This is a genomic window from Leptospira levettii, assembly GCF_002812085.1.
Taxonomy (GTDB): domain Bacteria; phylum Spirochaetota; class Leptospiria; order Leptospirales; family Leptospiraceae; genus Leptospira_A; species Leptospira_A levettii.
On sequence record NZ_NPDM01000002.1, the window covers coordinates 495,899 to 520,072 of the forward strand.

Here is a 24,174-nt window from a genome sequence, read left to right on the forward strand (position 1 = left end):
TTCCCGTAAACAAAATCAAAACATCAACTCATTGTTAGTTGTAAACAAAAATGGCAAAACGTGTTTTTTTTAACATATTTAAGCGAAGTATTGTTGCCATTGGTTTTTTTCTATTTTTATCCAATTGTTGGGCAAATCCTTTAACCCACCCTCCTCTCGAATGTCTGATGAAGTTAGACAATTTCCTTTGTCCAAATAAAGATTTGCTCAAACGATATTCACCTGGAATTTATTTATATTTATTACCAGAATCTAGAGCTACCATTTCCAATTTGACAAATTACTCCATCGTGGAGACGGGCTTTGTTGTAGGAACTGCACCATCTGACGTCAGTTTTGTGAATGTCGGTTATGATGACGCCCCACCGACAAGAGTCCCTGTTGTCAATGGAAGTTGGAGTTTTCCTTTACCAGCAAAAGCGATAACAAATAGTTTTTGGATCTATGGAAGTTTGCACACTATTTATGTACAAATCCCATTAGAAAAACCGAATGTTATCCTTGTTCGTAAAGGTACAAATAAAGACACGAACGGAGATGGGTATCCTGATTTGATTGTGTCGGCGAATAATTCAGCTGCAAATATAGGATATGGATACGTATATACAACAAACATTAATACAAAACAACTGAATGTTACACCGAACACAAGTTTAACGGATGGGATCACGCAAACTTATTTTGGTTCTCGGATTGCATCTGGAGATTTCAACGGAGATGGGTTTGCTGATGTGTTTGTTGGAGCTCAAGCTTACACTCCCGCTACAAATTATCTAGGTAAAGCATATCTTTTCCTAAGCCGTGGTCAATCAGGTATCCCATCCCAAAATCTAAATTCGGGTGGAACAGCGGACGCAGTTCTTAGCGGATTGTCTGGGACAGGGAGATTTGGAACGAATATTATCGGAGCCGACATTAACAACGATGGTTATGATGACGGAATTTTTGCATCTCCTTGGAATGATGAAGTATTTATATTTTATAGCCAAGGATCTCCTGCAATCAAGACACAGGATACCAATACTGCTGATATATCGTATAAACCAAATGTTAACGATAATTTCGGATCGTATGCATTAGCAGGAGATGTGAATGGAGATGGTTATTTAGACCTTGTTGTCAGTGCAGCTACCTATTCCTCTAGTTTGGGAAGGATCTATATTTTTATTTCCAATCAAGGATTATTGCCATCATCTCCCCAGCAATTTTTGGTTGCCCCAGTTGTACCTTCCCCTGGTTGTGCGACGGGAACTGGTTGCCAATTTGGGGCAAATTTTGTTTTGGATTATTTTAATTCAGATCGTTGTATCGATCTTGCTGTTGGTGGACCCACCTTCAATACAAACCAAGGGATTGTTTTTGTATACCATTCCAATTGTGATTCCACAAGTCCTTATCAAAATCAGCCAGTGTCAACATTCATTGGACCTCCTACTCTTAGTTGTAATGGTAGTAGTTGTTTGTTTGGAGGTACTCTTGCATCAGGTGATTCAAATGGAGATGGATCGCCTGATCTTTTGATTGGATCCACTGGTGCTAGTTCTGGGATCGGTGACGTTTATTTAGTGTTAAATGATCAAAACACAGGATTTCGCAATATGGATCTAAGCGCCGGAGGATCATCGGCTAGTCTCTTTTCAGGTTCATTTGCAAATCGAAATTTTTCCCAAGGAATTAGATTCCAAGATACCAATGCTGATGGCCTACAAGACATTGTGATCTCTGAACCAACAACCACCAATCAAGTATATACCTTCCATAGCATCCGTGGAGGAGTTCCAACAAACCAGAACCTAAATTCTGGTGGTGTGACAAGCCAAACACTGATCCCTCCAGCTGGAACTGCTTTTGGGAATACAATTGCACAATTGAGAAACAAGGCAGAAGAGTATTTGATTGCAATGATAATGAAAGCTAAATTCTTTATGGGTTGGATTTAGTACAGTTTCATAAAAACCAAAACAATCATAAATTCATTGGAACTAAAAACTCTCCCCCAAAGGAGATGATCTTCCCTCCCACTTTTCCACCTCACTCCACTACTGCATGGGGGAAATAAACACCTTGGTAATCCAAAGATAAAACATTTTGTTTATTCACTTCCACATATTGGTATTTGTTTTCATTGATTTGTTTTACTTTATAGTAAGTTTTGTTTCCAATAAAGTCTGAATCCAATAAAATAGGATCTGTGATTTCTAACGTAACGAGTTCAAATTCACAATCTTTTAACCAATTGATTTTATTTTTCACATAGAATTTATCGATAATGCGATGGAAGGTTGCAAATTCATTTGTGATTTCGACATGGATATTTAATTCTCCATTCTCCAAAGGAATTGTCTCCAAGTAATAACCAGTTTTCAGACGACATTCTAAATTTGATTGGTTTGCATTAGGAATGGAAAAAAGCCTAGCAGAATGAAGCTGAAAACTCATCGCAGTAACTAAAATAAAAGAGAATAATAGTAATTTCTTTGGAATCATAAAATAACCAACTTACCACTAACAAAAAGTAGAGTAAGAATTAGGAAAGATATTTTTAGAACCATTTTTAAAAAACTGGTATCTAGAAAATTAATAAGAAATACCGACACCAAACTTTGCCGAATATTCTTTCAAAGACCAAATGTGATCCAATTTTTCTCTAAAAAGATTCGCAGCTGTTGGGCTTGGTGTTTTTTTATGGGAATCATATTGATTGCCTATAACTTCTACCATCAAATAAAATTGATCATGTAACAATATTCTGGAACCTAACGTGAGGTTTGATTGGACTAAATAGGAATCTGTAAATCGTTCCCTACCCAATCCAAATCCAACACGGACATATGGATCAAATGTGGAACTTTCTAAGAAATGGTATCCCAATTGAAACGAAAGGTACCGCATATGTAAAAAACTATTATCATTATAGGTTTGGTATGGTAATAGGATTTCATAAGCAATCAGATGATTCATATCATAACTTGGAAAATTGGGAAGTTCTCGAGTCAACAATCCTAAATTAAAGATGGTATTTGATTTATCTGGCCGAATGTCCTTTGCCTGAAAATTTGAACTATTAACACTGATTCCAAGACCAACTCCAGATTTGAATACAGATTCATAGAATAGAGAAACATTTTGACCATCGAGTTTTGGTTTGGGAGCATTTTCAAATGCGATCCAACTTGCCACTTTTTGTTCGTGAGTCCCATAATGGTTTGTTAAATTTCCAATGACATTGGAGCGGTTGTTGATATTGTTTTCTGTATTTGAATAACTGCTACTAATTTTGTAAGGACTAAATTGTGGGTAAGCCACAACTTCCGAATAGGCACCTTCAAAATAAGATTTTTCTCTAATTTTATTTTGAGAATAGATTCCTAAATGAAAGAAAAGAAATAAAAAGAAAACCACAACTTTATTTTGATTCATTTTACTTCGAGCTACCATTTATCTTTTAATTAATTTCTTCTTCCGAGTCATGTATAAATTTTCCATTATACTCATATTCATAATACAAAAGTTGTTCTCTAGGTGTTACCACCTTCAGCTCATTTGTACCTTTCTTTTGTATAGAACCATCAAACTCGAGTAAATTACGAACACAAAAGTACTGGTCATAACCTGTCGTTTGTTTCCATTCGTTCTTTGGATACCGTTCCGATTGGTAATACGGCAATTTTTGCCGAATCCGATTTCCCTTTTTATAATAAGAGTATGGATATAAATATGAGATTTTTGATTTTGGTTCGTTTCCATTCCATTCAAATTGATACTGTTCCTTATCCTCATCTATTTGGATTGGTTTTGTTTGGTCGTAACAATATTCAAAAAGGATCCTAACAGAAGACTTATCTTTGGAAACGGAATCAAACAATTCCTTATGATTGAGTATGTGATTGTTTGGGTCAGACAGAAGAGCATCCAAATTTTCTGGTTCCATATAAAAAGCAGTTTGTGTATAATGCCAAGTACCATAATATGAGGCTTCTAACATCCGAATTCCGCCAATTGATTTGAGTCGGTAATCAGATGTTACACCTGGCGAAACGATCGTCAGATAATAACGAGAAGAACAAAGTTGAAAAAGAAAACAAAAGAGAAAAAAACCAAAAATTCGAATGATCATCTTTTGAATATAATTCTCTTAGCTCACATCATACCGCAGGAAACTACAATTCCATTCCATTGAGTATCACAGGCTCTTAGATCGTTTGGATAGATGATTCTACAAACTTGGAATAATTTCCAAGCATCAGAACAAGCTTTACTCGATGAGCCAGTTTCTTTTTCGGTATTGAACTCACAGTTGGTAAAACATAAAAAACAAATAACGAATGTAAAGACATAAAGACGCATAAATCAAAGACCCTCTTAAAGTTAACTCATTCACTACAAATTTGTTACATTTTCCACCTAACAAACTAGTGAATACAAGAAAATTTTAATTTAACAATATGAATTGCTCGTGAGAATGTAAAATTCGTTAGTTGGCTTACGATGGCATTATTGTTCGAAGCGATTTTGCTTCGGGACTTGACCTCTCCGCGGCAAACACTTCGTATGTTTGTCACGCTCCGAGGCACGGCTCCGCTCGACGTTTGCCTTCCTGGCAAACTTACAGAAACTATGACTCCCTATGGGTCGTCACAGTTTCTGGTCGCGTCACTGTTCAAGCCCCTCCGGGGTTGGTGATTTGTTTGAATGTTGGTGAAAAAATGAAAGGAGTGTTTTGCGGGCGGAGGGACTTGAATTCCTAAGCGATGATTATGTAGCATAAAAATGAAGTTAACTATGGTTAGCGTTTTTCCGTATTTTAAATATGGAAAAATTCAAACTCTCTAATATTCTAAATCTTCCTGTTAGCAAAAGAGAACTCAACAGGTTTTTATCCTTTTATAAATCGCTTAACGGAAAACAAATCACATCGGAAGCTATCATCCGTTATCTTCTCACAAGAAGGCAAGCTGGTATCACTTCCAAAACCTTGAAGGCAGATAAATCCGCTATTTTGCACTGCTTAAAAATCCTCTCTCTTGGTTCTGAAAAATCTCAACTCGAATTAACAAAGATTAGATCCATTGTGCATGAATCAGTCAAACTCCATTGTCCACCTACAAGAATCAGAGAAACCGATTTAATCTCTGAATCGGAAATGAAACTCTTCATGAAGCAAGCACCTTTACGGCTTCGCCTCATCGCCTATTTTCTTTGGACAACAGGACTCAGGCCACATGAATTGCTTAACCTAAAATGGAAGGATGGGATCCAGAAAGGGGAATTCGTAGAATTCACGTTAAAGGGCAAAGGAGAAAGGATCCGACACATCCTAGCACCTTCAGAACTTGTCGCAAAGCTATTCCCTACTTTCCAATCTAAAGACTATCTATTTGCAAATTTAAAGGGAGAGCAACTTACCCAAAACGCACTAAACAAAATGTTTTCTCGTTATGGTGTAAGGATCTTAGGAAGGCGAGTGTTCCCCTATTTGTTCAGGCATACTTTCGCAACTTCTCAAATCAAAGCTGGAATCGATATCGGAGCAATCTCCGAGTTTATGGGTAACTCACCTGAACTCTTGGTTAGGGTATATCTTCACTCATCTATGAAAGCAGATTCAATCATGAGCCAATACCAACGGATAGCATAACAAAGGATAAACAAAAAAATGAAAATAGAAACCAACGGGAACCTTCTGTCTTTTCCAATGAGACATAACACATTAAAGCCATGCTCTCGATGTAAGAGAGTAACGAACCTATTTCAATACAATCTTTGTCGGGTTTGTTTGAATCAAGATTTCAAAGATATCAAAGAAGAATTTGCAAAGCATGGAGTAACATTCTGATGATTGAACTCGTACAAAAAGAACTACAGAAGTCTATCCCTGCCAAATATTACGAAAGTTTTTTTGCAAAGATGACTCTCGTGAAAATGAATGAAACTAGAATCGTTTTCGGCTTAGAAGGATCAGGAGCTTCCACAACAAAGAAGCATATTGAAAATAAATATTTCAATGAACTTGAATCAGCCGTTTCCTCTTCTGTCGGGAAAAGGAAAATTGAAATCCTTGTATTAGAAAAAATAGATACAACGAAAACGCCTAAACAATCGGACAAAATAGATTATGACGGCGAAGTCCACAAAGTCGAATCCTATTTAAAAGATCATCTTACCATTCGCTACAATGTTCTAAACCGATGCTTAGAACACAAACCGAAAGGAATGAAAGACTTTGTCCTTTGGAGTGATCGAGATTTTTCAGACCTTTATTTAAACCTACGAAGACAAAAGGAATTTAAGTATGTTTCGAGAGATACTCTCCTTGCGATACTTACTTCTAGTTTTGTTCCTTCTTTCCATCCTGTAAGAGAATACTTCCCTTCTATTGCTGACCAGTGGGATGGAAAAACAGATTATATTGGACAGGTCTGCTCTTGTGTAAATGTGACGAATGATATCAAGTTTAGACAATTCTTTGAAAAATGGCTCTTTGCTTCCTTACATACATTGTATTCAGAAAGACCATTTAAGAATGAATACTGTTTAATCTTCCAAGGTTCTCAAGGCTGGTTTAAATCGACTTTCATTGATGGATTGATTCCGAAAGCACTTGCACCTTATTATAACTCTAGAATTCCAGAGAATCTAAAATCAAAAGACTTGGTTATCATGGCTTCTAGTGTTTTCATTTGGAACCTTGATGAAATCGATAGCATCACAAGAAAAAAGGAAGCGGCTGAACTCAAACAGTTCCTTTCCAATTCAGTAGCGATTGAAAGAGCGGCTTATGGTCGAAATATGCAATCATGGACTAGGATATCAAATTTCCTAGGAGCATGTAACAAGGTTGAATTCCTCATCGATGAGACAGGAAACAGAAGGTTTATTGTTTTCTCACTTGCTGAAGCAATTAAGATAAACAAATTTCAAAAGATACCAATTGAAAAGTTTTGGGCACAAGTTTACTGCAAATACAAAAAAGCAAAGACTTCTCAAATTTATATGTCACCAGAAGAGAAGTTAGCAATTGCAGCTAACAACCTTCAATACGAATATCATAACAATGATTATGAAATCATTCTAAAATACTTCCAAATGCTTCCTTTAAATCAATACGATTCAAAGAACAAGAGTCATCAATGGCTGAGTGCAACCGATATATTTTTATTCATACATTCAAAGCACCCTACCTTTAAAATGAATACTGCCTGGATCGGCAGAGGACTGATGCAATTAAAATTCGAGAAAAGACGAACCAATGCAAACGGTAAACAATTTCTCGTTTCAATCCAAAATCAAAAAAACTAGCCATGTCGGCATGTCGGCATTTTCAGAAAAACTCTAGGATTTGAAAAATGGAAATAAAACAAGAAATCAGATTTAGTCATCGATACTTTAAGTTAAAGACTCTTGGTGGCTATGTAGAAGAGGCTCATCTACTTGCCGTTATTCGAATTGATCTTGAGGATCTTCCAAAGGTTTTCAAAACATTCGATTGCATTCATTCTGATGGGAAATATCCACTTCCTGACTTTGGCGAGTATATGCTATTGCTATTTCAAAAATCTGGATGGTGGTCTTTGTTTCCAACTCTCAGAAGATACACCCCTAGCAAGTTCGAATATTACAACGGTCTCATAGGACAAACTTTCAAAGTAATCATTAAGGAGTAACGCATGACAAAGACTAAAGGAAAACAAGCCTACCAAGAATCATCTGAACTAAAACCCGTATGGGCCAATGAACTTGAAAGAATCAATATCAATATCGAGGCCTTTCGAAACAAAGTCGGAAATTTGATTTATGCTCTCAACTCAACTCAGGTTGAACTTGAAAAACTAATTGCCCTTAGAAGCAAACTCCTGGCAGAGAGAAAACAACCAGGACTAGGGTTAAAAGCATGAACGTAGAATTAAACGAACATGAGTTATACCATATTGCTCTAGGCTTACGAACTGTATACGAATACCAAGGGAAATTACTAGAGAGTTTAGAAAGAAATCCCAAATTGCATTCAATAGGAAAAATCGAGAATCTAAGAAAGAATCGAAACGAAGTAAAAGAGATGTTGGATAAATTTCATTTATTGACTTCCTCTTTGACAAAGGGAGAGACCAATGTTTCCTGATGAATTATTAAACTGGAATTCCTTTCGTATTGGTTGCCTAATAGCTTCGGCTTTGCTGATTTTAATATTAGACGAACACTTAAACAACAAACAAGACTAACTTTCTTCTTGACAGCTTTCCCTCCATTGCCTTGGACTTAGGCAATGGAAATGAAACTTACACAAAAACCCCTAGAGTCATACACTCAAACCGTTAAGGAAGTCTTTCGGCTTTCTGAAAAATATTTCAAAGATTTATTGGAATTCAATAAACATGGTAAACCAATCGCATCTTTTGAACCTATTGAATTTTTCAAATATGTTCAAGATTGCGAATATGTGAAAGATCCACCTGGAATCGAATTCGTAAACCGTCCAAAGATATCTTTGTTGCTTGCTGGTAGTGGTCATCCTTTTGATTGCGATGATAGAACCATTCTCTCCTTAGCATATTTCAAACTAAGGAACTATACTCAAAAGCTATTAGGTAGAAAAGAACTTTTTGACTATAGAGTGTTAGTTGTCGGGAAAGCAGATAGACCACATCACATCTACATTGAATTCAAAAACAAAACAGATTCAAACTGGATCCCATTTGATCCAACTTACCCTTACAATGTTTTCGGAGTTAAACCTTTTACTCCTGGATTCATAAAGATTTTTTACGAGAACGATCTTTAACTTAGTATTATATAAAAACTATTTTGTATCAAAATGATATATAGTCACTGTTAGTTTATTTAATTCTTGTACTTTTTCTCATTAGTTTTAATTGCTTAGTTAAGTCATGCAACCAACTCTAATGACACTTGAAGGGAATCGATCCGAAAGCGATTTGATTCTAATCCCTCAGACCAAAGAACATAAGGCGGAGGGTGTTTATCTTTTTGGTGATAACCAATCAGGGAAACAATTTAAAGTTTCTCTTAATGGTGATTACATCGAACAGTTTGAATACTCTCCGCTTTATCGTCAGTATTTACCTTCAAACAATGGGTATGTTGAAGCCAAAGATTCCTTTATGGATGAGGAAGGTGTATTATGGCATTCAGACAAAAACGGCTTCCTTTTAGGTTGTTCTGTTTGTGTCAGCAATCAAACCCTTGCAGGTGACGAACCAGAAATTTTCTATCATTTCAATTTAGATGGATCTATGGCAGGTTATTCCTTGCCAGACCAAAGCGGACGTTATGTGACGCTTTCAGGTGTAGATGAACTCGGATTCTTCAAAGGTCTTAAAATGCCTTCCTTCAAGGTTCCTAAGATCAGTATGCCTAAGATGAGTTTTCCGAAAATTAGCCTGCCTAAGTTTTCGATGCCAAAGATTAACATACCAAAGATATCTATTCCAAAACTTCCTAAAATCAATACGAGTGGAATCACTAAAGGGATTTCAAATGTAGGCAAAAGTATTTCCAAAGTTGGAAGTAAAATTGGCCAAGCTGTCGATACTCATTTTCAAAAAGTTGGCGAAGCAGTTTCCAAAGCTGGTGAATTCGCAAGTAACATCGTTTCTACTGGATTGGATGTTGTATCCAATTTGATGCCAGGTGGACAACAACAAGCAATGCCAGAACAGGATCCAAATGCGGAAGATCCGTATGCAACGGATCCTTATGGAGAGCAAATTCAGGAGCAACCTATGGACTTTACAGTTCCAGGATACCAAGACGAACAAGGCTATACTGCCAGCGATGGAATGTATTATTTAAACGATGGAACGGGTTTCCTCAATCCTCAAACCAATGAATGGTTCAAGATGGATGGAACGTCTTATGGCTCTACAAATCAATCCTATGAGCAAATTTACACCGATTCACAATACCTTTATGGAGAGAACGCAGAGTTAGGATTTCTTCCTGCTTTGGCGGCTGCTCTTCCTATGATGTCGTCTGCAATGCCGATGATGCAAAATATGATGCCTGCAATTCAAACAGCAGTGCAAAAGCCAAACAAACCTGATAATTCAGCTTTGTTACTTGCTACACTTAATAAACTGACAGCGGCTAAACAAAATAACCAACCAGTTGCAGTGAGACAGGCTCCGCCTCCTCCTCCTCGAATACAACCGCAAGTTCAAAGTCAAAATACAAATGTAATTTCAAGATCGTTACCGGCTCTTCCTCCTCCTCAACCAGCAAAGACAGATGATAACAAAAACCTTATCATGTTCGGTGGATTAGGTGCTTTGGCTTTAGTCGGAATCTTGCTATTAAAAAAATCTTAAACAAAGGACATAAGGAATGAGTGCTAGAAAACCAAGGCGACCAAAATTCCCAAAGAAACCTAAATCGAATAATCCAGAAGCTTTAGAGCGATGGGTAAAGCGATGTAGTGAACTCCGATCGGACTATGATAAAAAATACTCCGAATGGAAAAAGAAAAACGATCGTGTCAAATCATTGATCGAGAAAGGCAACAAAGCCAAGGCAGTAAAATAAGATGAGCAAACAAGTAGTTGAATCCGTAAAACTCGCAACTTCTGGGACTATCTCATTCTTACTCACAAGAGCAATTGCAAAAGCTGACGCTGTGAGAAAAATCGGTGAAGATAAATATCCTGGTGTTGGCCCTGCTTTGGTTTCAGGTGGAATCTTTGCCGGTGCAGTCAAGATGGGAAAAAACATCAAAGACGGTGCGATTCGAACAGGTGTTATCGTTGGAACTGGTGTTGCCACTGGTATTGCGATTGCAAACGTTGACAAAGTAAAAGAGAACCTTCCTCCTTCTCTCCAAAATCTTTTAGCTGGTGATAGTTCTCCTTCCAATGCAGTTGTCGTTGGTTCTGGTGAACTTGAACAAATGGTAAGTGCAGAGGCTCATCGAATTGCTAACAAGGCTCTCATCGATGCAGGTTTTGTCATCGAAAACCAAAATCATTCACAACCTACAATTACAGATTCAGTTTCTGAATCAACTGTAGACGGTGATGAAGAAATCTATTTTGTCGGACAGGATGAAATCTATTCTTCAATGACATAGATCCTTAATCGCTTTCGGTTCGGTTCCCTTCAAGTGTTAGGTGTTGGTTGCAAATAACCTAGTAAGGTAACAAAATGAATCCACAACTTAAAAAACCTACAGACCTCGTTCGTAGCGTAATCGAACAAGGAAAACTGTTCGATACAAAACAATCGGCTTTCAAATGGGAAGAAACTTCATCAAAGTTCAATGTCTTTGGTGGAGAAGAGATCCGCAAAAGCTATCCAGAATATGCTCTATACAATACGAGCGGTAAAAACCCTTTCGATGGAAACAAAGGATCCACATTAGGAATTAAATTCTATTCCATGGGTGCGAACTTTGAACCATTCGATTTAGCAGGGCCAAACTTTGATTTTGCTCCGTTAAAAGCACTTAACAAAGTTCTTAATCTTTCCAAAGTAAAAGTAACACTCGGAAAGGATGAAGTTCGTTCTTTCTTTTTAGCTGAAGCACACGATCCAATTCCACAAGTAATCAATCACTTGCGAGTTGGTGCTGGTATTACACCTGCAAACGTAACTACAGCGGCGGTTCTTCCTCCTCCTGGTTCAATTGAAAACGAAAGAAATATCATTCGTTTACCGTTGAAACTTCAAGATGGACTTACTCTCAAATTTGAGGGTGAACTCTTGGGAGGGATACAAGCAGGAGCTGCACTTGCTAACACGTTTTTGGTAGCAAGACTCTTCGTAATCGAAGAAAAATCAGAAAACAAGTAACTAAACTTAGGTGAGTCAATAACTGGCTCACCTATTCCGAGGATATATGAAAGACTCAAATTCTAAATCACAAAATCATTTTAACTTTATGTCTGGAACTTCAAAAGCGATTCCAGCAAACTCAAACTCATACCAAAGGGCAATCGTTCTTAGCAGTGCAAAGAATATTCGAAAACGGGTCCATGGAATTGTAATTCGTTACAAATCAGGACTTGAAACTTGTGGTGTTCAAATAGAATCATTCTCTCTCAAGAATTTAATAAAAGGTTATCTTCCGTTAGGTGTATTAGGATCCGAATTTAACACACCTGGATTTCATATCTTCCCTTTCCTTGGAAAAAAACCGATCATCAAGGGTAACGAGCAAATTGAAATCAAAATTCAAACCAAAGGGCAAGAGATAGAAGCGGATGATGTTTCCTGCACTTTGTTAGTTGAAGAAATTACTCACGATGATGGAGAACAGGAAAAGAAAAATCCTTTCTATATCCTTGCGGGAATATCTGACAGCGTAGGCGTAAACCAAACTGACAAGAAAGCAATCCTTCTCGCAAATGATTTTAGTTCAGATGTTAAAATCCATGGTTGGGTCATGCGATACAAAGAAAATTTGGATAAGTTGAAATTCGATATCTATTCAGCGAATTTACAAAGATCAGGTGGAATCATAGAAGGGCCAATGTCTTTTGCAGTTGGTGGAGCACCGTTTGGATCCCCTGCTTTTGATATGTTTCCTATTCCTGGTAAAAAACCTGTTTTTGAAACAAGTGATAGTTTGGAAATCCAAGTAACAACCAGTTCAACTATACAGCTAAACGCGTTAGAATTAGGAATTGCTTTAATTGTAGAGGCTATCTAATGCAAGCAACAGTCTCACATCAATTTGTCTACGGTCAATCTTACAGAAGGCAAGATCAATTGCCTCCTCCTGATGATTTTCCAAGATACACTGAGTTCTCATCGATTACAAAAGTTTCAGTTGAGAAAGCAAAATCTGTTAGGGTTAGTAATCCCGTCTTTATGGTGAATACCTTTAGATCAAAGCTAGCAGTCCGAACAGGCGTTCAACTTGCAATGTTCTTAGCTAACGAAAACATTGAACAAGTTTTCAACGATCCCTTTCAAAAGCTTTTGGATCCAAACTTAGGAGTTTACGGAATTACTTTAAATCCAAATGAAGAGTTTCCAAACATCATTCGTCCTGAAGTCGTTCAATCTCAAGAACCATTTATTATTTGTTACGATGTAATTCCTGAATTTGCAGACTTCCCGACAAACTCTGTGAACAATCGATTAGAAGCAAAAACAAGTAAGATCGTTTTAGATAACTCTCAAAAGAGACAACTGGTAAGCATTCATCAAATTCAATCCGCTACCTTTTCAACAAACAGTGACATTGTAGTTGAGAATACAGATGGATTTGAATTTCTCTATCTCGTTCCATACATCGACCTCTTGCAACGAACTGAAATCACAGTTTCTGGAAGAGTGAATTTCATGTTAGAGTATGAAAGATGATTACATTTGAATATGAAGTAAAAGGAATTCCATTTCTTTTAGAATGGCTCGATTTTATTGTTACTTCTAAAAATGGTGAATACCTTGGAGGAGATGCTACTGGTTTCCTTTTAGATGAAACTGACTATGCAGAGTTAGCGAATGCAATTTCTGATGTAGGAAATAGTATAACAGATTTCTCAACACTTTTAGGAAATGAGGTTACTGCACGTTCGGAAGGTGATGAATTTCTTCAGGAGCAACTATTCCTTTTAGATGAAAGAATCAATAACTTACTTTTTGATCCAGTTGACAATTCTGATGTCATGGATGGTGCGAGAAAGTATGTAAGCGATTTTATAGAAGTTTTTTCTACCGATCAAGTAGACGGTTTAAATCAGAAGTTTGCTCTTTTTACAAATGTTTTAAATTCAAAACTTTCTGACATTAATGCTTCAGCTGGGACAGGATTACTCATTGATAAATCAAATCCAGCATTCCCTTTGATTACACAAAATCGACCTGCATGGAATCAAGTTCAAAACAAACCAATGTTATTTCCACCTGAAGCACACAATCACTCAGTGCCTCAAATTAATGGTTTGTTGTCTCTTCTAGAACAAAAAGTAAATAATGTTGAAAAAGGAGCTGCACTTGGTGTTGCTTCTTTGGATGCTTCTGGAAAAGTGCCAGCTTCTCAACTACCTGCTTTAAATACATCATTCCAAATTGTAAATACTATTGCAGATCGCAATGCACTTACTCCTACCGTTAATCTTTTAATCTATGTTAAAAATGCAACAAGTGATCCAACCGTTTCAAGTGGAGGTGCTTTTTATCTTTATGAATTAGCAACCGAAACATGGATAAAAGTTTCTGAAATTGAATCAATGGATATCATCCAATCATGGGAGAATATAACAGGAAAGCCTACTTCATTTAATCCTTCATCTCATGGCCATTCACAATCTGAAATATCAGGATTAGAAACTCTTTTAGCAAGTCTTCAAACTCAGATTGATGCTTTAACAAGTGGAGGCACTTCTTTAGATGCAATTCGAATATACTCAGGCTGGTTTACCGATCAATGGTTTTCAAGAACAAGTGCAGTTGATAATGCCTGGCGATCAGTTTGTTGGTCACATGAATTGAATTTATTTGTTGCTGTTGCAAGTTCTGGAACAGGAAACCGAGTAATGACTTCTCCTGATGGAATCACTTGGACTTCTAGAACGAGTGCAGTTGATAATGCCTGGAATTCAGTATGTTGGTCACCTGCATTAGGTTTATTTGTTGCTGTATCTACTTCTGGAACTAGTAACCGAGTAATGACTTCACCTGATGGAATCGCTTGGACATCTCGAACTACTCCGAATAATAATTGGAGTTCAGTATGTTGGTCACCTGCATTAGGATTATTTGTTGCCGTGGCTATCACCGGAACAAGCAACAGGGTTATGACTTCACCCGATGGAATCACTTGGACTTCTAGAACAAGTGCTTCAGATGATGGTTGGCGTTCAGTTTGTTGGTCTGCTGAATTAAGTTTATTTGTTGCTGTTGCTGATTCTGGAACAGGCAACCGAGTTATGACTTCATCCGATGGTATCAATTGGACTTCTAGAACAAGTGCAGTCGATAACGCATGGATGTCAGTTTGTTGGTCTGCTGAATTAAGTTTATTTGTTGCTGTTGCTAACACTGGAACAGGCAACCGAGTTATGACTTCATCCAATGGTATCACTTGGACTTCTAGAACAAGTCCAGCCGATTATCAGTGGAATTCAGTTTGTTGGTCACCTGCATTAGGTTTATTTGTTGCTGTTTCCTTTGATGGAACAGGTAACCGAATTATGACTTCGCCCAATGGAATAAACTGGAGTTTGAGAACGAGTGCAGTCGATAACGCATGGATGTCTGTTTGTTGGTCACAAAAATTAGGAATTTTTGTTGCCGTGGCTATCACTGGAACGGGAAACCGAGTTATGACAACTAGAACATTAGGATTAGGTCATACATAATGGAAATAGGAATTAAAGAATTACTAGGTATTGCAATTGGAGTTTCAATCTATTTTGTAAGGAATGAAAACTTAAAAGGGATCCTTAAACTTGAAAAAGAAACAAACGAAAAGATCCAAGCAAACAAGGACTTAATCATTGAGGTTAAAAATGAAAATGAAAAATCAAATGAAAGAGTTATCTCTAAACTAGGAAACATCGAAGACGATGTGAAAAGAACTGAATACTCCATTAAAACATTTGCAGGGGAATCCTCGGCAACAAGAGAACTTGTTTTAAAAATCTATGAAGAAGTGATGGGGATCGGGAAAACCAAATCTCAAAGGAGAAGCAAATAATGGCCTTATCATGGGGAATTTGTTTACCAGGTGGAGCGGTTCAAACTGGACGCAAGGTTAGATTTGCAATCGATTATAAATCTTTTCCATTCAATCCAGTTATAACTTCATCTATGAAATCAAGATATGGATTCGTAGACAATAGAGATAAGAAAAGAATGTCAATCTTAGTGAATCCACAACTTACCAAGAGATGTGATTTCACTACCAAATTGATGACCGAGGATCCAATAGCAGAAATCTTTTATAATGAATTCATTGATGCTCAAATGATTAACCTACCCCAAAAAACTTTGGTAACGACTCTTATTAGTTATTATGTTTTCGATGAATCAGGAACGGACATACCATTAATTCCAAATAAAAACGATATCACTTCAGCTACTGGAATCGATGAATTTTCAAATACATTGAAGTCCTTTGGTTTTCCAGTTCTCATTCTAGGTGGACTCTACTTCGGAAGACCTTACCTAAAAAAATTATTCAAAAAGAAGGGAAAAAGATAAATGAACGCTTGGATACCGATAGGAATTGTTTCCTTGTTTTTTTTTTGCAAAACTCACAAAGGAGGATCCGCAAAGTGATAGATCCTAAACAAAGAGAAAGAATCAAATCTTTCATAGCCAATCAATACAATGTAAACTTTAACGAGTGGGTAGTTGTTGGAATTCGAGGCGGTCTTCCAAATGACAATGGAATCATTATTCAAAACTCAAATGCAAATGATGAGTGGAATGATACAATCATTCGGATTAAAAATGATACTGCCTTAGCATACCAAGGAACATTGGACGCAGGCAAGAAATGGATCGATGCTCCAATGAATCCAAAAGGAACCTTTCGAATCGGAGAGGGATTACACTATTTTGGTCCCGGTCTACATGACAACAAACCTGCTTTTCGTGCGATGTCCAAACTCTATGGATCCCGTGACTCAAACAAGGATGGTAAGTGGACTGCAAGTGATTTGCAAGTAACAGAATCTTATCCAGGTGAATTTGGAGTTAATATTCATGCAATGTATCGAGACGGGAAAGTTCACGGTAACTCTGCTGGTTGTATCGTATTAAGACATTTTTGGAATTCTTCAGATTGGAATGAATTCAAAACCTCGCTTTATAAATTACAAAAGTTTCCCGTTGTGATTCTTCCAGCGGAAAGGATATCTTAAATGAAAAAGAGAAATAGAAAAACAGAATTTTCTTTTAATGATCTTAGTTTCAGAATCCCTGGAATCGTTATTTTAATTTTCTGCATCATTGCAGAATTCACAATAATTCTTTCTGGAAGATCCTCACAAGTTCAACTAACAGAAAATATTTCCTTCCCTGGTTTCTTAGCTTTGGGAATGGTCGGACTTATAATGTTTATCATTCCATACATTCTTATGGGATACGACATTTATAAGAAGAAAAAAGAATCAAAGAAAAGTATTGATAAACAAAATTCAAAAGGAGAATAAAATGTTACTATCACTTGGATCAAAAGGCCCATTAGTTGCCACTCTACAAAACAACCTTACTCGTTTAGGTTTCATTTTAAAACCAGATGGAATCTTTGGCACTGCCACTAAAGCGGCTGTCATAGCATTCCAGAAAAAACATGGACTTGTTCAAGATGGAATTGTAGGCCCTGCAACTAACAGTAAAATCAATTCTGAACTCTCAAACGTGAATCCTGTAACAGCGGCTTACAATACAATGATATTGCAACCAAAACCAACAGATCCTGTTCCAGTGACGAATACGAGTGCCCCTACTCCTACCATTCCAATTGCAATTCCTCCGGTGCAAATGCCAACGTATGCGGTAACTCAAGACAAACCTCAAACAGAAGCAAAAGGCGGATCCTCTTTACTGCTTTGGTTTGGTGTTGGTGCAGTTGCATACTTTGTAATGAAAAAATAATGAAACCAATTTTAATAATCGGATACATTGTCTTTTCTATAGTCTTCTTTCCCTTTTGTTCTTCTCTAGAGAAACAAGAGGGAAGCCTTACAAGACAACTTGCACTTATCGAAGATTTAGAAACTCACTTGCCTGAAGCAGAAAGAAAAAGATTTCAGAAGTTCAAAGAGAATTTAATTCAAGAGGATAAAATCATAGATAAGTCTTTGGCAGAGTCAAAGGAAAGGGTTATTAGAAACCAAGAAATAGCATTAGAGAAGTCGGAAGACTCCGGGAAGTGGAAAGGGATACGAAACGGTTTTATTTTACTTGGAATCGGCTTCGGACTGTTTTTTATCTACCGAGTATTTAGATCCAAGCTTAGTCCTCTTTAAATTCTCGGATCTTGCTTCAAAATAGGAACAACCAACTAGAATAAAATCATCTCTACAAATCAGGCCAACCGAAGAGACCTTTTCATTAAAGAGATTACAAAAAACAACATGACCTTTCGAACCGGCATAAGTTGAAGCGTAATTTTGATTTATACATTTTGAACACTTAGGAATACCATTGAACAATCTCGGAAATTTTATTTCAGGATTCACTTGCTAGGCTGATTCATTTTGTCCGGATCAAAATTATTAATGATATAACGGAGGGCCACACTATCGGAAATTTTCTGCATCAAAGAAAGTTCTAAAGTGGATTTCACTTTCAAAAACTTTTGATACTCCTCTCCTTTTACACTTCCTTGAACTCTGTAAGCATTCATACACGTATACAACCAAACACAACCTGTTTAGTCAAGCCTAACACGTACTATTTTCTAAAATCAAAATAAAATACTTGTACTTATAACTGGAATCGTACTACAACACAACTAAGCGTTAACTAAAATCAACTAAGATCAACTTAGAAACGGAGATTTAAGCTATGATTCAATTAGATTCCAGTTGGAAAGGTTTTCGGACAACTTTGGCAAGGATCAAAAAAGCCCTCGATGAGTCCGATTCGGATAAAGAAATTTCAATTACCATTGAAGGCGACAATGGAATTCAAGAATATAGTTTCGAAACAGTTCCAACTTCAGAAGCGATCAAAGAAATTTTTGCAGGATCCAAAAAACTTATCGGATATGTTTATATTTCAGATCGATTGAGACACAAACAAATTCTATTTGAAGAAATTCAATCAGTGAGTGCAGATCCAACTCCCACAAAGCAAAGTGAACCTATAGCAAATTTTGGGAACTCATTGGAAAGTTTTATGGCTCAAATGAAACTTATGATGCAAGCGAGCGATGAGATCAATCGACAAAGAACCCAACTACTAACAGACTCTTTTAGCCAACAGTTAAACGCTACAAAAGTAATGTATGACGAAAGAGACAAGGTTTTCACAGAATTGCAAAGAAAAGAAATCGAACTTCGTATTAAAGAAGTCGAGATGTCTCAAAAGAAGAAAACAGAACTTCTCGAATCTGTAATTGTTGGAATCGGCTCTGGAATCAAAGAGACCATCTCATGGGCCAAAGAGAACCCTGGAGATTTTGCAGAAATATTTTCCTTACTCAGATCAAAACCAACTAACTAGAGATAATATACATGAACGATATTGATAAACTAAAATCAGACAATAAGAACCTCAAAACAATAGTATTCAATCTTTTGGATATCATTGAAGAGAAAAAACTCTTTTCCTTTGCTGTAAAGAAAACTCCTCAATACCAAAACATAACAAACGCAATCCATGAATTACAAAAAGGAGATTAAACAATGGATATTACTGAAGTTTCGAAAGGGATCGTTACCCTCTTAACGGAAATCAAAGAAGCAGTTTCTCGACCAGGAACCACTTCAAATCCAATCAAAGTAGATTTGGATCTACAAGTCATCAAAGAGCACACGGAAGCTTTAAACGAAAACAATCGTCTTTTAGCAAGGCTCATTGAGATTCAACAAGAAACTCCGAAACCTGCTTAGGCTTTGGCGGTTTCTATTAAGTAACTTTATAGGGATCGAAAGATCCCTTTTTTATAAGGAAGGTATAAAATTGGAATGGCTATTAGACTTTTATTTCGATATGTCGATTAACTCGACCCATGTCGAAGATCATGGACTCTCTCTAAAAGAAGTTTATCAATTTTTCGAACAAGAAAATTACTTGGAATATAAACGAAAAGATGGTAGCTTTGAAGCTGTGGGAATAATCGGGTCTAAGGAAATCAAAGTGATTTTCAGAAAGAAAGTGAATACGAAAAAGAAGAAACACTTCTTTGTTATCACGGCTTTCCCTTACACATTATCAGAACTTGACCATATCAATTTAGAAGGTAATAAGTATGAAAACTAAAGTTAGTTTTAATGTTGTTATTCCATCAAAAACGGAAGATAAGAAAATCAAAAAGTTACTAGCAGAGATTGAGAAGGAAAAGAAAGAGAATTCAGGTTGGGATTATAAAAAAGTAAAACATCCCGATGGTTCTCCTGTAAAGCATCGAAGCGTTCCAAAGAAAAAGAAAACGGCTTAATCTATAACAAAATCAATTTGATGAATCACTTTCATCACCAACACTTGATAAGAAACTCTTTATGCCGACACCTCCGAAAATTCCTGCAACCATAGACAATGCAGATGAAAAAATCGTAATACCAAAAGGATGATTTACATAAAGCAGGAAGCAGGAAAATATTAAAACTCCTGCACCGACTAAACACATCCCTGTAACTATTTTATATTTTCTTTTTTGAGTTTCGTTGTAAGCAGTAAAGTGAATTGAAAGTTTTTCGGTCTCAATTTTTTCTAAAGCAATTGCTGTTTCCATTTCTTTGAAACGAATCTCTTTATTACTTTCAATTTCAAGCCTCTGGTTTTCTTTTTCAGCTGCTTGAACAGTTAAGTATTTATTAAGAAATTCGTCTTTGCTTTCTGATGGACCTTGATTTGACACGAACCCTCTCTCCAACTTTTTGAAAGTATTCAGCGTATGTCATTGAAACAACACTGACTTTAGAAGTATTTACAACAATTCTATGAATCAAAGAGGGATCTTCTTTAAATCTCTTCTTGATTTCAACGATTGCAAACTTAGGGTTACTAAAACTTTTATCCGTCGGTAAATTGACTGACTCTAGGGTAATATCCTTAGTTTTCATTCAGAGACTTCCTAAACACGTAAGTTAGACAATACAAACTTCGGCTGTCAAACAAATAATTATCCATTTATTTTAGTATATATTTCTTTTTTGAGCGTTTTTGACAATACAATGCTTGCTTTCAAAAACTCATTTTTCCCTTTCCGAAAACCGATTTTGCCACGTCCAAGAGGGTTTGGTCAAAATGGACCCGATTGACACTCTCGGGGTAATTGTGCTGAATTTCGATATCGGACACCCTAGAGGATGGATCCATATTTACTTTCTCATGTGCTAGATCGATTAAGTGGTTATTGAGATCCACCATCTCTTCACAGATCCGATTGAAAGCCTCGTAAACCTCTATATCTAGTTTATCGGTAATCATTAACTTTGAGTTAATAGAATCGAAAGCAGACTTTATCGATTTTTGGCCTACTCTGAAATTTTGATAGATGGTTTCAAAATCGGATTTTGACAACTTTGGAATTCCATTGGATTTGAACTTACAATATTCGGAGAAAGCGGAATCTATAGATTCCAAAACTATTGGATCTAACTTTCCATTCTCGATGAATTCTTTGAAATCATTGAATGACTTTAAAGAATCGGTAAGGTCTCCCGTTTGAATAAAATCCTGGATTGCATCAAACATAAATAAGTCTCTAATTGCTTGAGCACGAATCCAATTTCCGAATCCATTATCCTTCTTTAATTCTTCATCATTCAACGTAGAATACCTCGTTAGTTTATTAAAATCTCATTTTTGGCTTTCGGGAAAGTGATTTTTCATTCCTCCTCCGGAGATTGCCCTAAAAAGTATTTTTCTGTTTGGATAAGTTTTTCAGAAAATGCCGACATGCCGACATGGGAATAAAATATGATAAAATAAACAAAAATAATATTGACATAATTCGGCTTTGGTTTAATTTTCGGGTATCCTTCAAGGAGGTATATATGGCGGCAACTAACAAAGAAACTAGAGTTTCAGTGATTTTTGATAACGAAACAATCCAACAAATCCAGAGTTATGCTCAGGCAAATGAAATGGATGTTTCTAAAGTTATTCGACTATCAGTGAAGAAGTTTTTAATGCCGCTTAACGGGAAAACTGCAAAGCAAGGTTAACTGTTAGGCTACAATCTTGTGGTGGGTTTTTGTCCCAATAATCGTCTGCGGGCGGAGGGACTTGAACCCCCACGCCTCACGGCGCCAGAACCTAAATCTGGTGCGTCTGCCAATTTCGCCACGCCCGCATTGTGGTTGTATAAGCAGGTTTTTGTACTAATGAAATCTGTCTAGTGAGATTTTGTGATTCACTTGCCTTTGTTTTGGAATTTTATAGTACTGTCAGATATCTATAGGATAAGTCCGATGAACATACTTGAATTTATGCAAAACATCTCCACACAAGTGTATCTAAGGGGAGATGTTATCTTTCGGGAAGGGGATCCACATGACGGAAGTATGTACTGCATCATGAGCGGTATGTTCGCTGTCACCAAACGGATGCCAGATGGTTCACAGGAAGTGATCAAAGGGCTTGGTCCTGGTGAATTTTTTGGCGAACTTTCCCTCATCACAAGAAGGCCACGAGCCATGACGATAAGTGTGGTATCTGCCAATGCACGAGTTGGCATTTTACGAGAGGACCAGTTCGAAAAACTAGCTCGTATCAATACGCATTTTTTATTCCAACTTACGAAAAGTACAGTCGAAAAACTCCATCGAGCAGAAGCAAGACTGGCAGAACTCGACAAAATGATCGAAGAAATCCAAAAAGAGGAAACCAAATGAATGTAGAACACTTACGTAAATACATTACCGAAGTTCGCATCGACCATTTTGCCCAAGGAACAAAAGTATTTTCGGAAGGGGAAGAATGTAATGGTAAAATGTATTTTGTTTTTTCTGGATTGTTACAGGTTTACAAACGGAAAGCGACTGGCGAAGAACAATATATAAGAGATATCAAACCTGGAGAATTTTTTGGTGAGATGGCACTTGTATTCCCTTCTCCAAGAGCTGCATCCATTGTAGCAGCGGCAGAGGATACAAAAGTGGGAATCATCACAAAAGATATTTTTATGGGTATGGGGAAAGAAAGCCCTGGCTTTTTATCCGTCATCCTTCATAGTATCATCAATCGACTAACAGCCGTAGAAGATTCAATCTCTGAAAAACAAAAAGAATTGCATATTCTAATCAATGGAATCCACCAAAAAGAGGGAGAAACAACGAACACAGAAACTGTCACAAAGACTGAGGACAACACACAGGATTCTGAACCAGTTGTAGCTGAAACAGAAGAGAACTAAAGACTTAAGTTCTCCTGTTTCAAAACCCAAACTTCAAAAATAAGTTGACTAAACTTAAAAAAAGCAGTTTCCTTTTCGGGTGACATTTCGGTTCTTCAATTACCCTATTCCAGTTTTACTTGTAACTCTTGGTTTTTTTGCCGTACCATTTGTTATATTTTTTGCCATTGCGTCCCTTTACGATTTGGACTTCGATCATGTGGGAATGATCCTCACGCGGATCCAACCATGGCAGTATGTTTTTTCGTTTTTAAGTGCTATCATTGCTTATGGCCTGATCACTAAAAAAAAATTTGGTTATTACCTATTCCTTTGTTTCACCTTCCTCATCCTCACATATAATTTCTGGATGGTTTTATCTGTTTCTCTTGGGAAAAAATTCTTCCTTGCAGGCATTCGTATCAAAACAGACGACATTGTTTGGAATATGGGAATCACAACGATTCTTCTTGCGATTGCCTTCTATTTTTTGAGAAGGGAAATTGCAGCTCCTTATTTAAGTTCCACAAGACGGGGATGGCGCACAAAATACCGAGAAACACATCCCATTCCTTTCCATTGGACCAATGCAGATGGAGAAAGAGAAGGAGACGGACTCACCATCAATATTTCCAAAAATGGCGTATTACTGCCGTTAACCAAACATCATTTTTTAAACCCTGGTGATCCAATTAACCTTCTTTTAAAGTTGGAAAAAGAAAATAGAGAACCAGCTTCGATTTCAGTACAAGGAAAGGTAGTTCGAATCGATAAGGAATCAGATGGAACTGAAATTGCGGGCGTTCAATTACAATTTCTCATCGCACAGAAAGAAGAAAAACAAATTTACGATTCGTTTTTACACCGAGTATTTGCCCCTCGTTACCCTGTTTCAAACCCAGTCCAATTTTTCAAATCAGAGGACAAAACATACAACGGTACCCTTCTCAATGTTTCCTTAGAAGGTTTGTACATCGAATCAGAAGTAGTGTTTTCTGCTTCCGAGTATTGCCGAGTGAAGATTCAAACCCGTTCAGGTGAAATTGCCGTAGGTGGTGTTGTTAGGTGGTCTAATCCCCAAGGGAAGTATGGAAAACCAAAAGGATTTGGGATCCAGATTGATTCCATCGAAAACAAAAACCTATTTCGAGTTTGGATTTGGAAACAAAGGTTTAAATTATTCCACGGTAGATAAT

At 36.9% G+C, this 24,174-nt stretch carries 34 protein-coding genes and 1 tRNA gene; 28 read left to right on the plus strand and 7 right to left on the minus strand.

The window, feature by feature from the left end; translation table 11 throughout:
- Positions 1–50 precede the first annotated feature (50 nt).
- Entirely contained in the window at positions 51–1,940 is a 1,890-nt protein-coding gene (locus CH354_RS09985) for an FG-GAP-like repeat-containing protein (protein ID WP_243396038.1), read from the plus strand.
- A 91-nt stretch (positions 1,941–2,031) separates the two neighbouring features.
- Here CH354_RS09985 and CH354_RS09990 read toward each other — a convergent pair whose 3' ends face one another.
- The 4 genes from CH354_RS09990 to CH354_RS18290 all read right to left on the minus strand — a co-directional run bounded on the left by CH354_RS09990 (position 2,032) and on the right by CH354_RS18290 (position 4,347).
- Positions 2,032–2,487 carry a hypothetical protein gene (locus tag CH354_RS09990; RefSeq protein ID WP_100726603.1) on the minus strand — a complete coding sequence of 152 codons (456 nt, stop codon included), beginning with the start codon at positions 2,485–2,487 and terminating at the stop codon, positions 2,032–2,034.
- A gap of 90 nt (positions 2,488–2,577) precedes the next feature.
- The gene (locus CH354_RS09995) at positions 2,578–3,420 is read right to left on the minus strand and encodes a porin family protein (RefSeq protein WP_125172397.1); all 843 of its coding nucleotides are present in this window, start codon (positions 3,418–3,420) and stop codon (positions 2,578–2,580) included.
- A 25-nt stretch (positions 3,421–3,445) separates the two neighbouring features.
- The gene (locus tag CH354_RS10000; RefSeq protein ID WP_100726601.1) at positions 3,446–4,117 is read right to left on the minus strand and encodes a hypothetical protein; all 672 of its coding nucleotides are present in this window, start codon (positions 4,115–4,117) and stop codon (positions 3,446–3,448) included.
- 23 nt (positions 4,118–4,140) lie between these two features.
- A complete protein-coding gene (locus CH354_RS18290) occupies positions 4,141–4,347 on the minus strand; it encodes a hypothetical protein (RefSeq protein WP_125172395.1) in 207 nt (68 codons plus the stop codon).
- Positions 4,348–4,810: 463 nt separating this feature from the next.
- Here CH354_RS18290 and CH354_RS10005 point away from each other — a divergent pair, with 463 nt between their 5' ends.
- The 23 genes from CH354_RS10005 (at position 4,811) to CH354_RS10115 (ending at position 20,077) form a co-directional block, all read left to right on the plus strand.
- Positions 4,811–5,638 carry a tyrosine-type recombinase/integrase gene (locus CH354_RS10005; protein ID WP_100766421.1) on the plus strand — a complete coding sequence of 276 codons (828 nt, stop codon included), beginning with the start codon at positions 4,811–4,813 and terminating at the stop codon, positions 5,636–5,638.
- Between the two features lie 197 nt (positions 5,639–5,835).
- Entirely contained in the window at positions 5,836–7,299 is a 1,464-nt protein-coding gene (locus CH354_RS10010; protein ID WP_100766422.1) for a VapE domain-containing protein, read from the plus strand.
- Between the two features lie 47 nt (positions 7,300–7,346).
- Positions 7,347–7,664: a hypothetical protein gene (locus CH354_RS10015; protein WP_100766423.1), complete on the plus strand. Its 318-nt coding sequence runs from the start codon at positions 7,347–7,349 to the stop codon at positions 7,662–7,664.
- A gap of 3 nt (positions 7,665–7,667) precedes the next feature.
- A complete protein-coding gene (locus CH354_RS10020; RefSeq protein ID WP_100766424.1) occupies positions 7,668–7,895 on the plus strand; it encodes a hypothetical protein in 228 nt (75 codons plus the stop codon).
- Positions 7,892–8,119 carry a hypothetical protein gene (locus CH354_RS10025; protein ID WP_100766425.1) on the plus strand — a complete coding sequence of 76 codons (228 nt, stop codon included), beginning with the start codon at positions 7,892–7,894 and terminating at the stop codon, positions 8,117–8,119. The genes CH354_RS10020 and CH354_RS10025 overlap by 4 nt, the downstream gene beginning before the upstream one ends.
- Positions 8,120–8,269: 150 nt before the next feature.
- A complete protein-coding gene (locus CH354_RS10030) occupies positions 8,270–8,779 on the plus strand; it encodes a hypothetical protein (protein WP_100766426.1) in 510 nt (169 codons plus the stop codon).
- Positions 8,780–8,885: 106 nt separating this feature from the next.
- Positions 8,886–10,325 carry a hypothetical protein gene (locus CH354_RS18570; RefSeq protein ID WP_243396039.1) on the plus strand — a complete coding sequence of 480 codons (1,440 nt, stop codon included), beginning with the start codon at positions 8,886–8,888 and terminating at the stop codon, positions 10,323–10,325.
- A 215-nt stretch (positions 10,326–10,540) separates the two neighbouring features.
- Positions 10,541–11,080, plus strand: coding sequence for a hypothetical protein (locus CH354_RS10045; protein WP_100766429.1), 540 nt, complete (start codon positions 10,541–10,543; stop codon positions 11,078–11,080).
- A 74-nt stretch (positions 11,081–11,154) separates the two neighbouring features.
- Entirely contained in the window at positions 11,155–11,802 is a 648-nt protein-coding gene (locus CH354_RS10050) for a hypothetical protein (protein WP_100766430.1), read from the plus strand.
- A gap of 46 nt (positions 11,803–11,848) precedes the next feature.
- The gene (locus CH354_RS10055) at positions 11,849–12,661 is read left to right on the plus strand and encodes a hypothetical protein (RefSeq protein WP_100766431.1); all 813 of its coding nucleotides are present in this window, start codon (positions 11,849–11,851) and stop codon (positions 12,659–12,661) included.
- Positions 12,661–13,320: a hypothetical protein gene (locus CH354_RS10060; protein ID WP_100766432.1), complete on the plus strand. Its 660-nt coding sequence runs from the start codon at positions 12,661–12,663 to the stop codon at positions 13,318–13,320. Before CH354_RS10055 ends, CH354_RS10060 begins: the two co-directional genes overlap by 1 nt.
- Positions 13,317–15,320, plus strand: coding sequence for a beta propeller repeat protein (locus CH354_RS10065; RefSeq protein WP_100766433.1), 2,004 nt, complete (start codon positions 13,317–13,319; stop codon positions 15,318–15,320). The genes CH354_RS10060 and CH354_RS10065 overlap by 4 nt, the downstream gene beginning before the upstream one ends.
- Positions 15,320–15,658, plus strand: coding sequence for a hypothetical protein (locus CH354_RS10070; protein WP_100766434.1), 339 nt, complete (start codon positions 15,320–15,322; stop codon positions 15,656–15,658). Before CH354_RS10065 ends, CH354_RS10070 begins: the two co-directional genes overlap by 1 nt.
- A gap of 158 nt (positions 15,659–15,816) precedes the next feature.
- Entirely contained in the window at positions 15,817–16,164 is a 348-nt protein-coding gene (locus CH354_RS10075) for a hypothetical protein (protein ID WP_125226280.1), read from the plus strand.
- A 74-nt stretch (positions 16,165–16,238) separates the two neighbouring features.
- Positions 16,239–16,829, plus strand: a complete 591-nt coding sequence (locus CH354_RS10080) for a hypothetical protein (protein WP_125226281.1) — start codon at positions 16,239–16,241, stop codon at positions 16,827–16,829.
- Positions 16,830–17,120, plus strand: a complete 291-nt coding sequence (locus tag CH354_RS10085; RefSeq protein WP_100766437.1) for a hypothetical protein — start codon at positions 16,830–16,832, stop codon at positions 17,118–17,120.
- Position 17,121: 1 nt separating this feature from the next.
- On the plus strand, positions 17,122–17,565 hold the full coding sequence (locus CH354_RS10090; protein ID WP_100742661.1) for a peptidoglycan-binding domain-containing protein: 444 nt from the start codon (positions 17,122–17,124) through the stop codon (positions 17,563–17,565).
- A complete protein-coding gene (locus CH354_RS10095; RefSeq protein WP_100766438.1) occupies positions 17,565–17,939 on the plus strand; it encodes a hypothetical protein in 375 nt (124 codons plus the stop codon). The genes CH354_RS10090 and CH354_RS10095 overlap by 1 nt, the downstream gene beginning before the upstream one ends.
- A 541-nt stretch (positions 17,940–18,480) precedes the next feature.
- On the plus strand, positions 18,481–19,140 hold the full coding sequence (locus tag CH354_RS10100; protein WP_100766439.1) for a hypothetical protein: 660 nt from the start codon (positions 18,481–18,483) through the stop codon (positions 19,138–19,140).
- An 11-nt stretch (positions 19,141–19,151) separates the two neighbouring features.
- On the plus strand, positions 19,152–19,319 hold the full coding sequence (locus CH354_RS18340; protein WP_165780940.1) for a hypothetical protein: 168 nt from the start codon (positions 19,152–19,154) through the stop codon (positions 19,317–19,319).
- A gap of 3 nt (positions 19,320–19,322) precedes the next feature.
- On the plus strand, positions 19,323–19,529 hold the full coding sequence (locus CH354_RS10105) for a hypothetical protein (protein WP_100766440.1): 207 nt from the start codon (positions 19,323–19,325) through the stop codon (positions 19,527–19,529).
- Positions 19,530–19,629: 100 nt separating this feature from the next.
- Positions 19,630–19,899 carry a hypothetical protein gene (locus CH354_RS10110; protein WP_100766441.1) on the plus strand — a complete coding sequence of 90 codons (270 nt, stop codon included), beginning with the start codon at positions 19,630–19,632 and terminating at the stop codon, positions 19,897–19,899.
- Positions 19,889–20,077, plus strand: a complete 189-nt coding sequence (locus tag CH354_RS10115; RefSeq protein WP_100766442.1) for a hypothetical protein — start codon at positions 19,889–19,891, stop codon at positions 20,075–20,077. Before CH354_RS10110 ends, CH354_RS10115 begins: the two co-directional genes overlap by 11 nt.
- Before the next feature lie 12 nt (positions 20,078–20,089).
- Here the strand turns inward: CH354_RS10115 and CH354_RS10120 are convergent, their stop codons facing one another.
- Positions 20,090–20,497 (minus strand): hypothetical protein, encoded by a 408-nt coding sequence (locus CH354_RS10120; RefSeq protein ID WP_100766443.1) that lies wholly within the window; start codon positions 20,495–20,497, stop codon positions 20,090–20,092.
- A gap of 326 nt (positions 20,498–20,823) precedes the next feature.
- The gene (locus CH354_RS10125; protein WP_100766444.1) at positions 20,824–21,411 is read right to left on the minus strand and encodes a hypothetical protein; all 588 of its coding nucleotides are present in this window, start codon (positions 21,409–21,411) and stop codon (positions 20,824–20,826) included.
- A 227-nt stretch (positions 21,412–21,638) separates the two neighbouring features.
- On the opposite strand from CH354_RS10125, the gene CH354_RS18345 reads away from it, so the two are divergent.
- Positions 21,639–21,809, plus strand: coding sequence for a hypothetical protein (locus tag CH354_RS18345; protein WP_165780941.1), 171 nt, complete (start codon positions 21,639–21,641; stop codon positions 21,807–21,809).
- Between the two features lie 46 nt (positions 21,810–21,855).
- On the opposite strand, the gene CH354_RS10135 is transcribed toward CH354_RS18345, so the two are convergent.
- Positions 21,856–21,937 (minus strand) — tRNA-Leu (locus CH354_RS10135).
- Between the two features lie 118 nt (positions 21,938–22,055).
- Between CH354_RS10135 and CH354_RS10140 the strand changes: the two genes are divergently transcribed.
- From CH354_RS10140 to CH354_RS10150, 3 genes are all read left to right on the plus strand, one after another.
- Positions 22,056–22,478 carry a cyclic nucleotide-binding domain-containing protein gene (locus CH354_RS10140; RefSeq protein ID WP_100716729.1) on the plus strand — a complete coding sequence of 141 codons (423 nt, stop codon included), beginning with the start codon at positions 22,056–22,058 and terminating at the stop codon, positions 22,476–22,478.
- Positions 22,475–22,999: a Crp/Fnr family transcriptional regulator gene (locus CH354_RS10145; RefSeq protein ID WP_100726600.1), complete on the plus strand. Its 525-nt coding sequence runs from the start codon at positions 22,475–22,477 to the stop codon at positions 22,997–22,999. The genes CH354_RS10140 and CH354_RS10145 overlap by 4 nt, the downstream gene beginning before the upstream one ends.
- A gap of 79 nt (positions 23,000–23,078) precedes the next feature.
- On the plus strand, positions 23,079–24,173 hold the full coding sequence (locus CH354_RS10150; protein WP_100726599.1) for a PilZ domain-containing protein: 1,095 nt from the start codon (positions 23,079–23,081) through the stop codon (positions 24,171–24,173).
- Position 24,174: the final 1 nt, after the last annotated feature.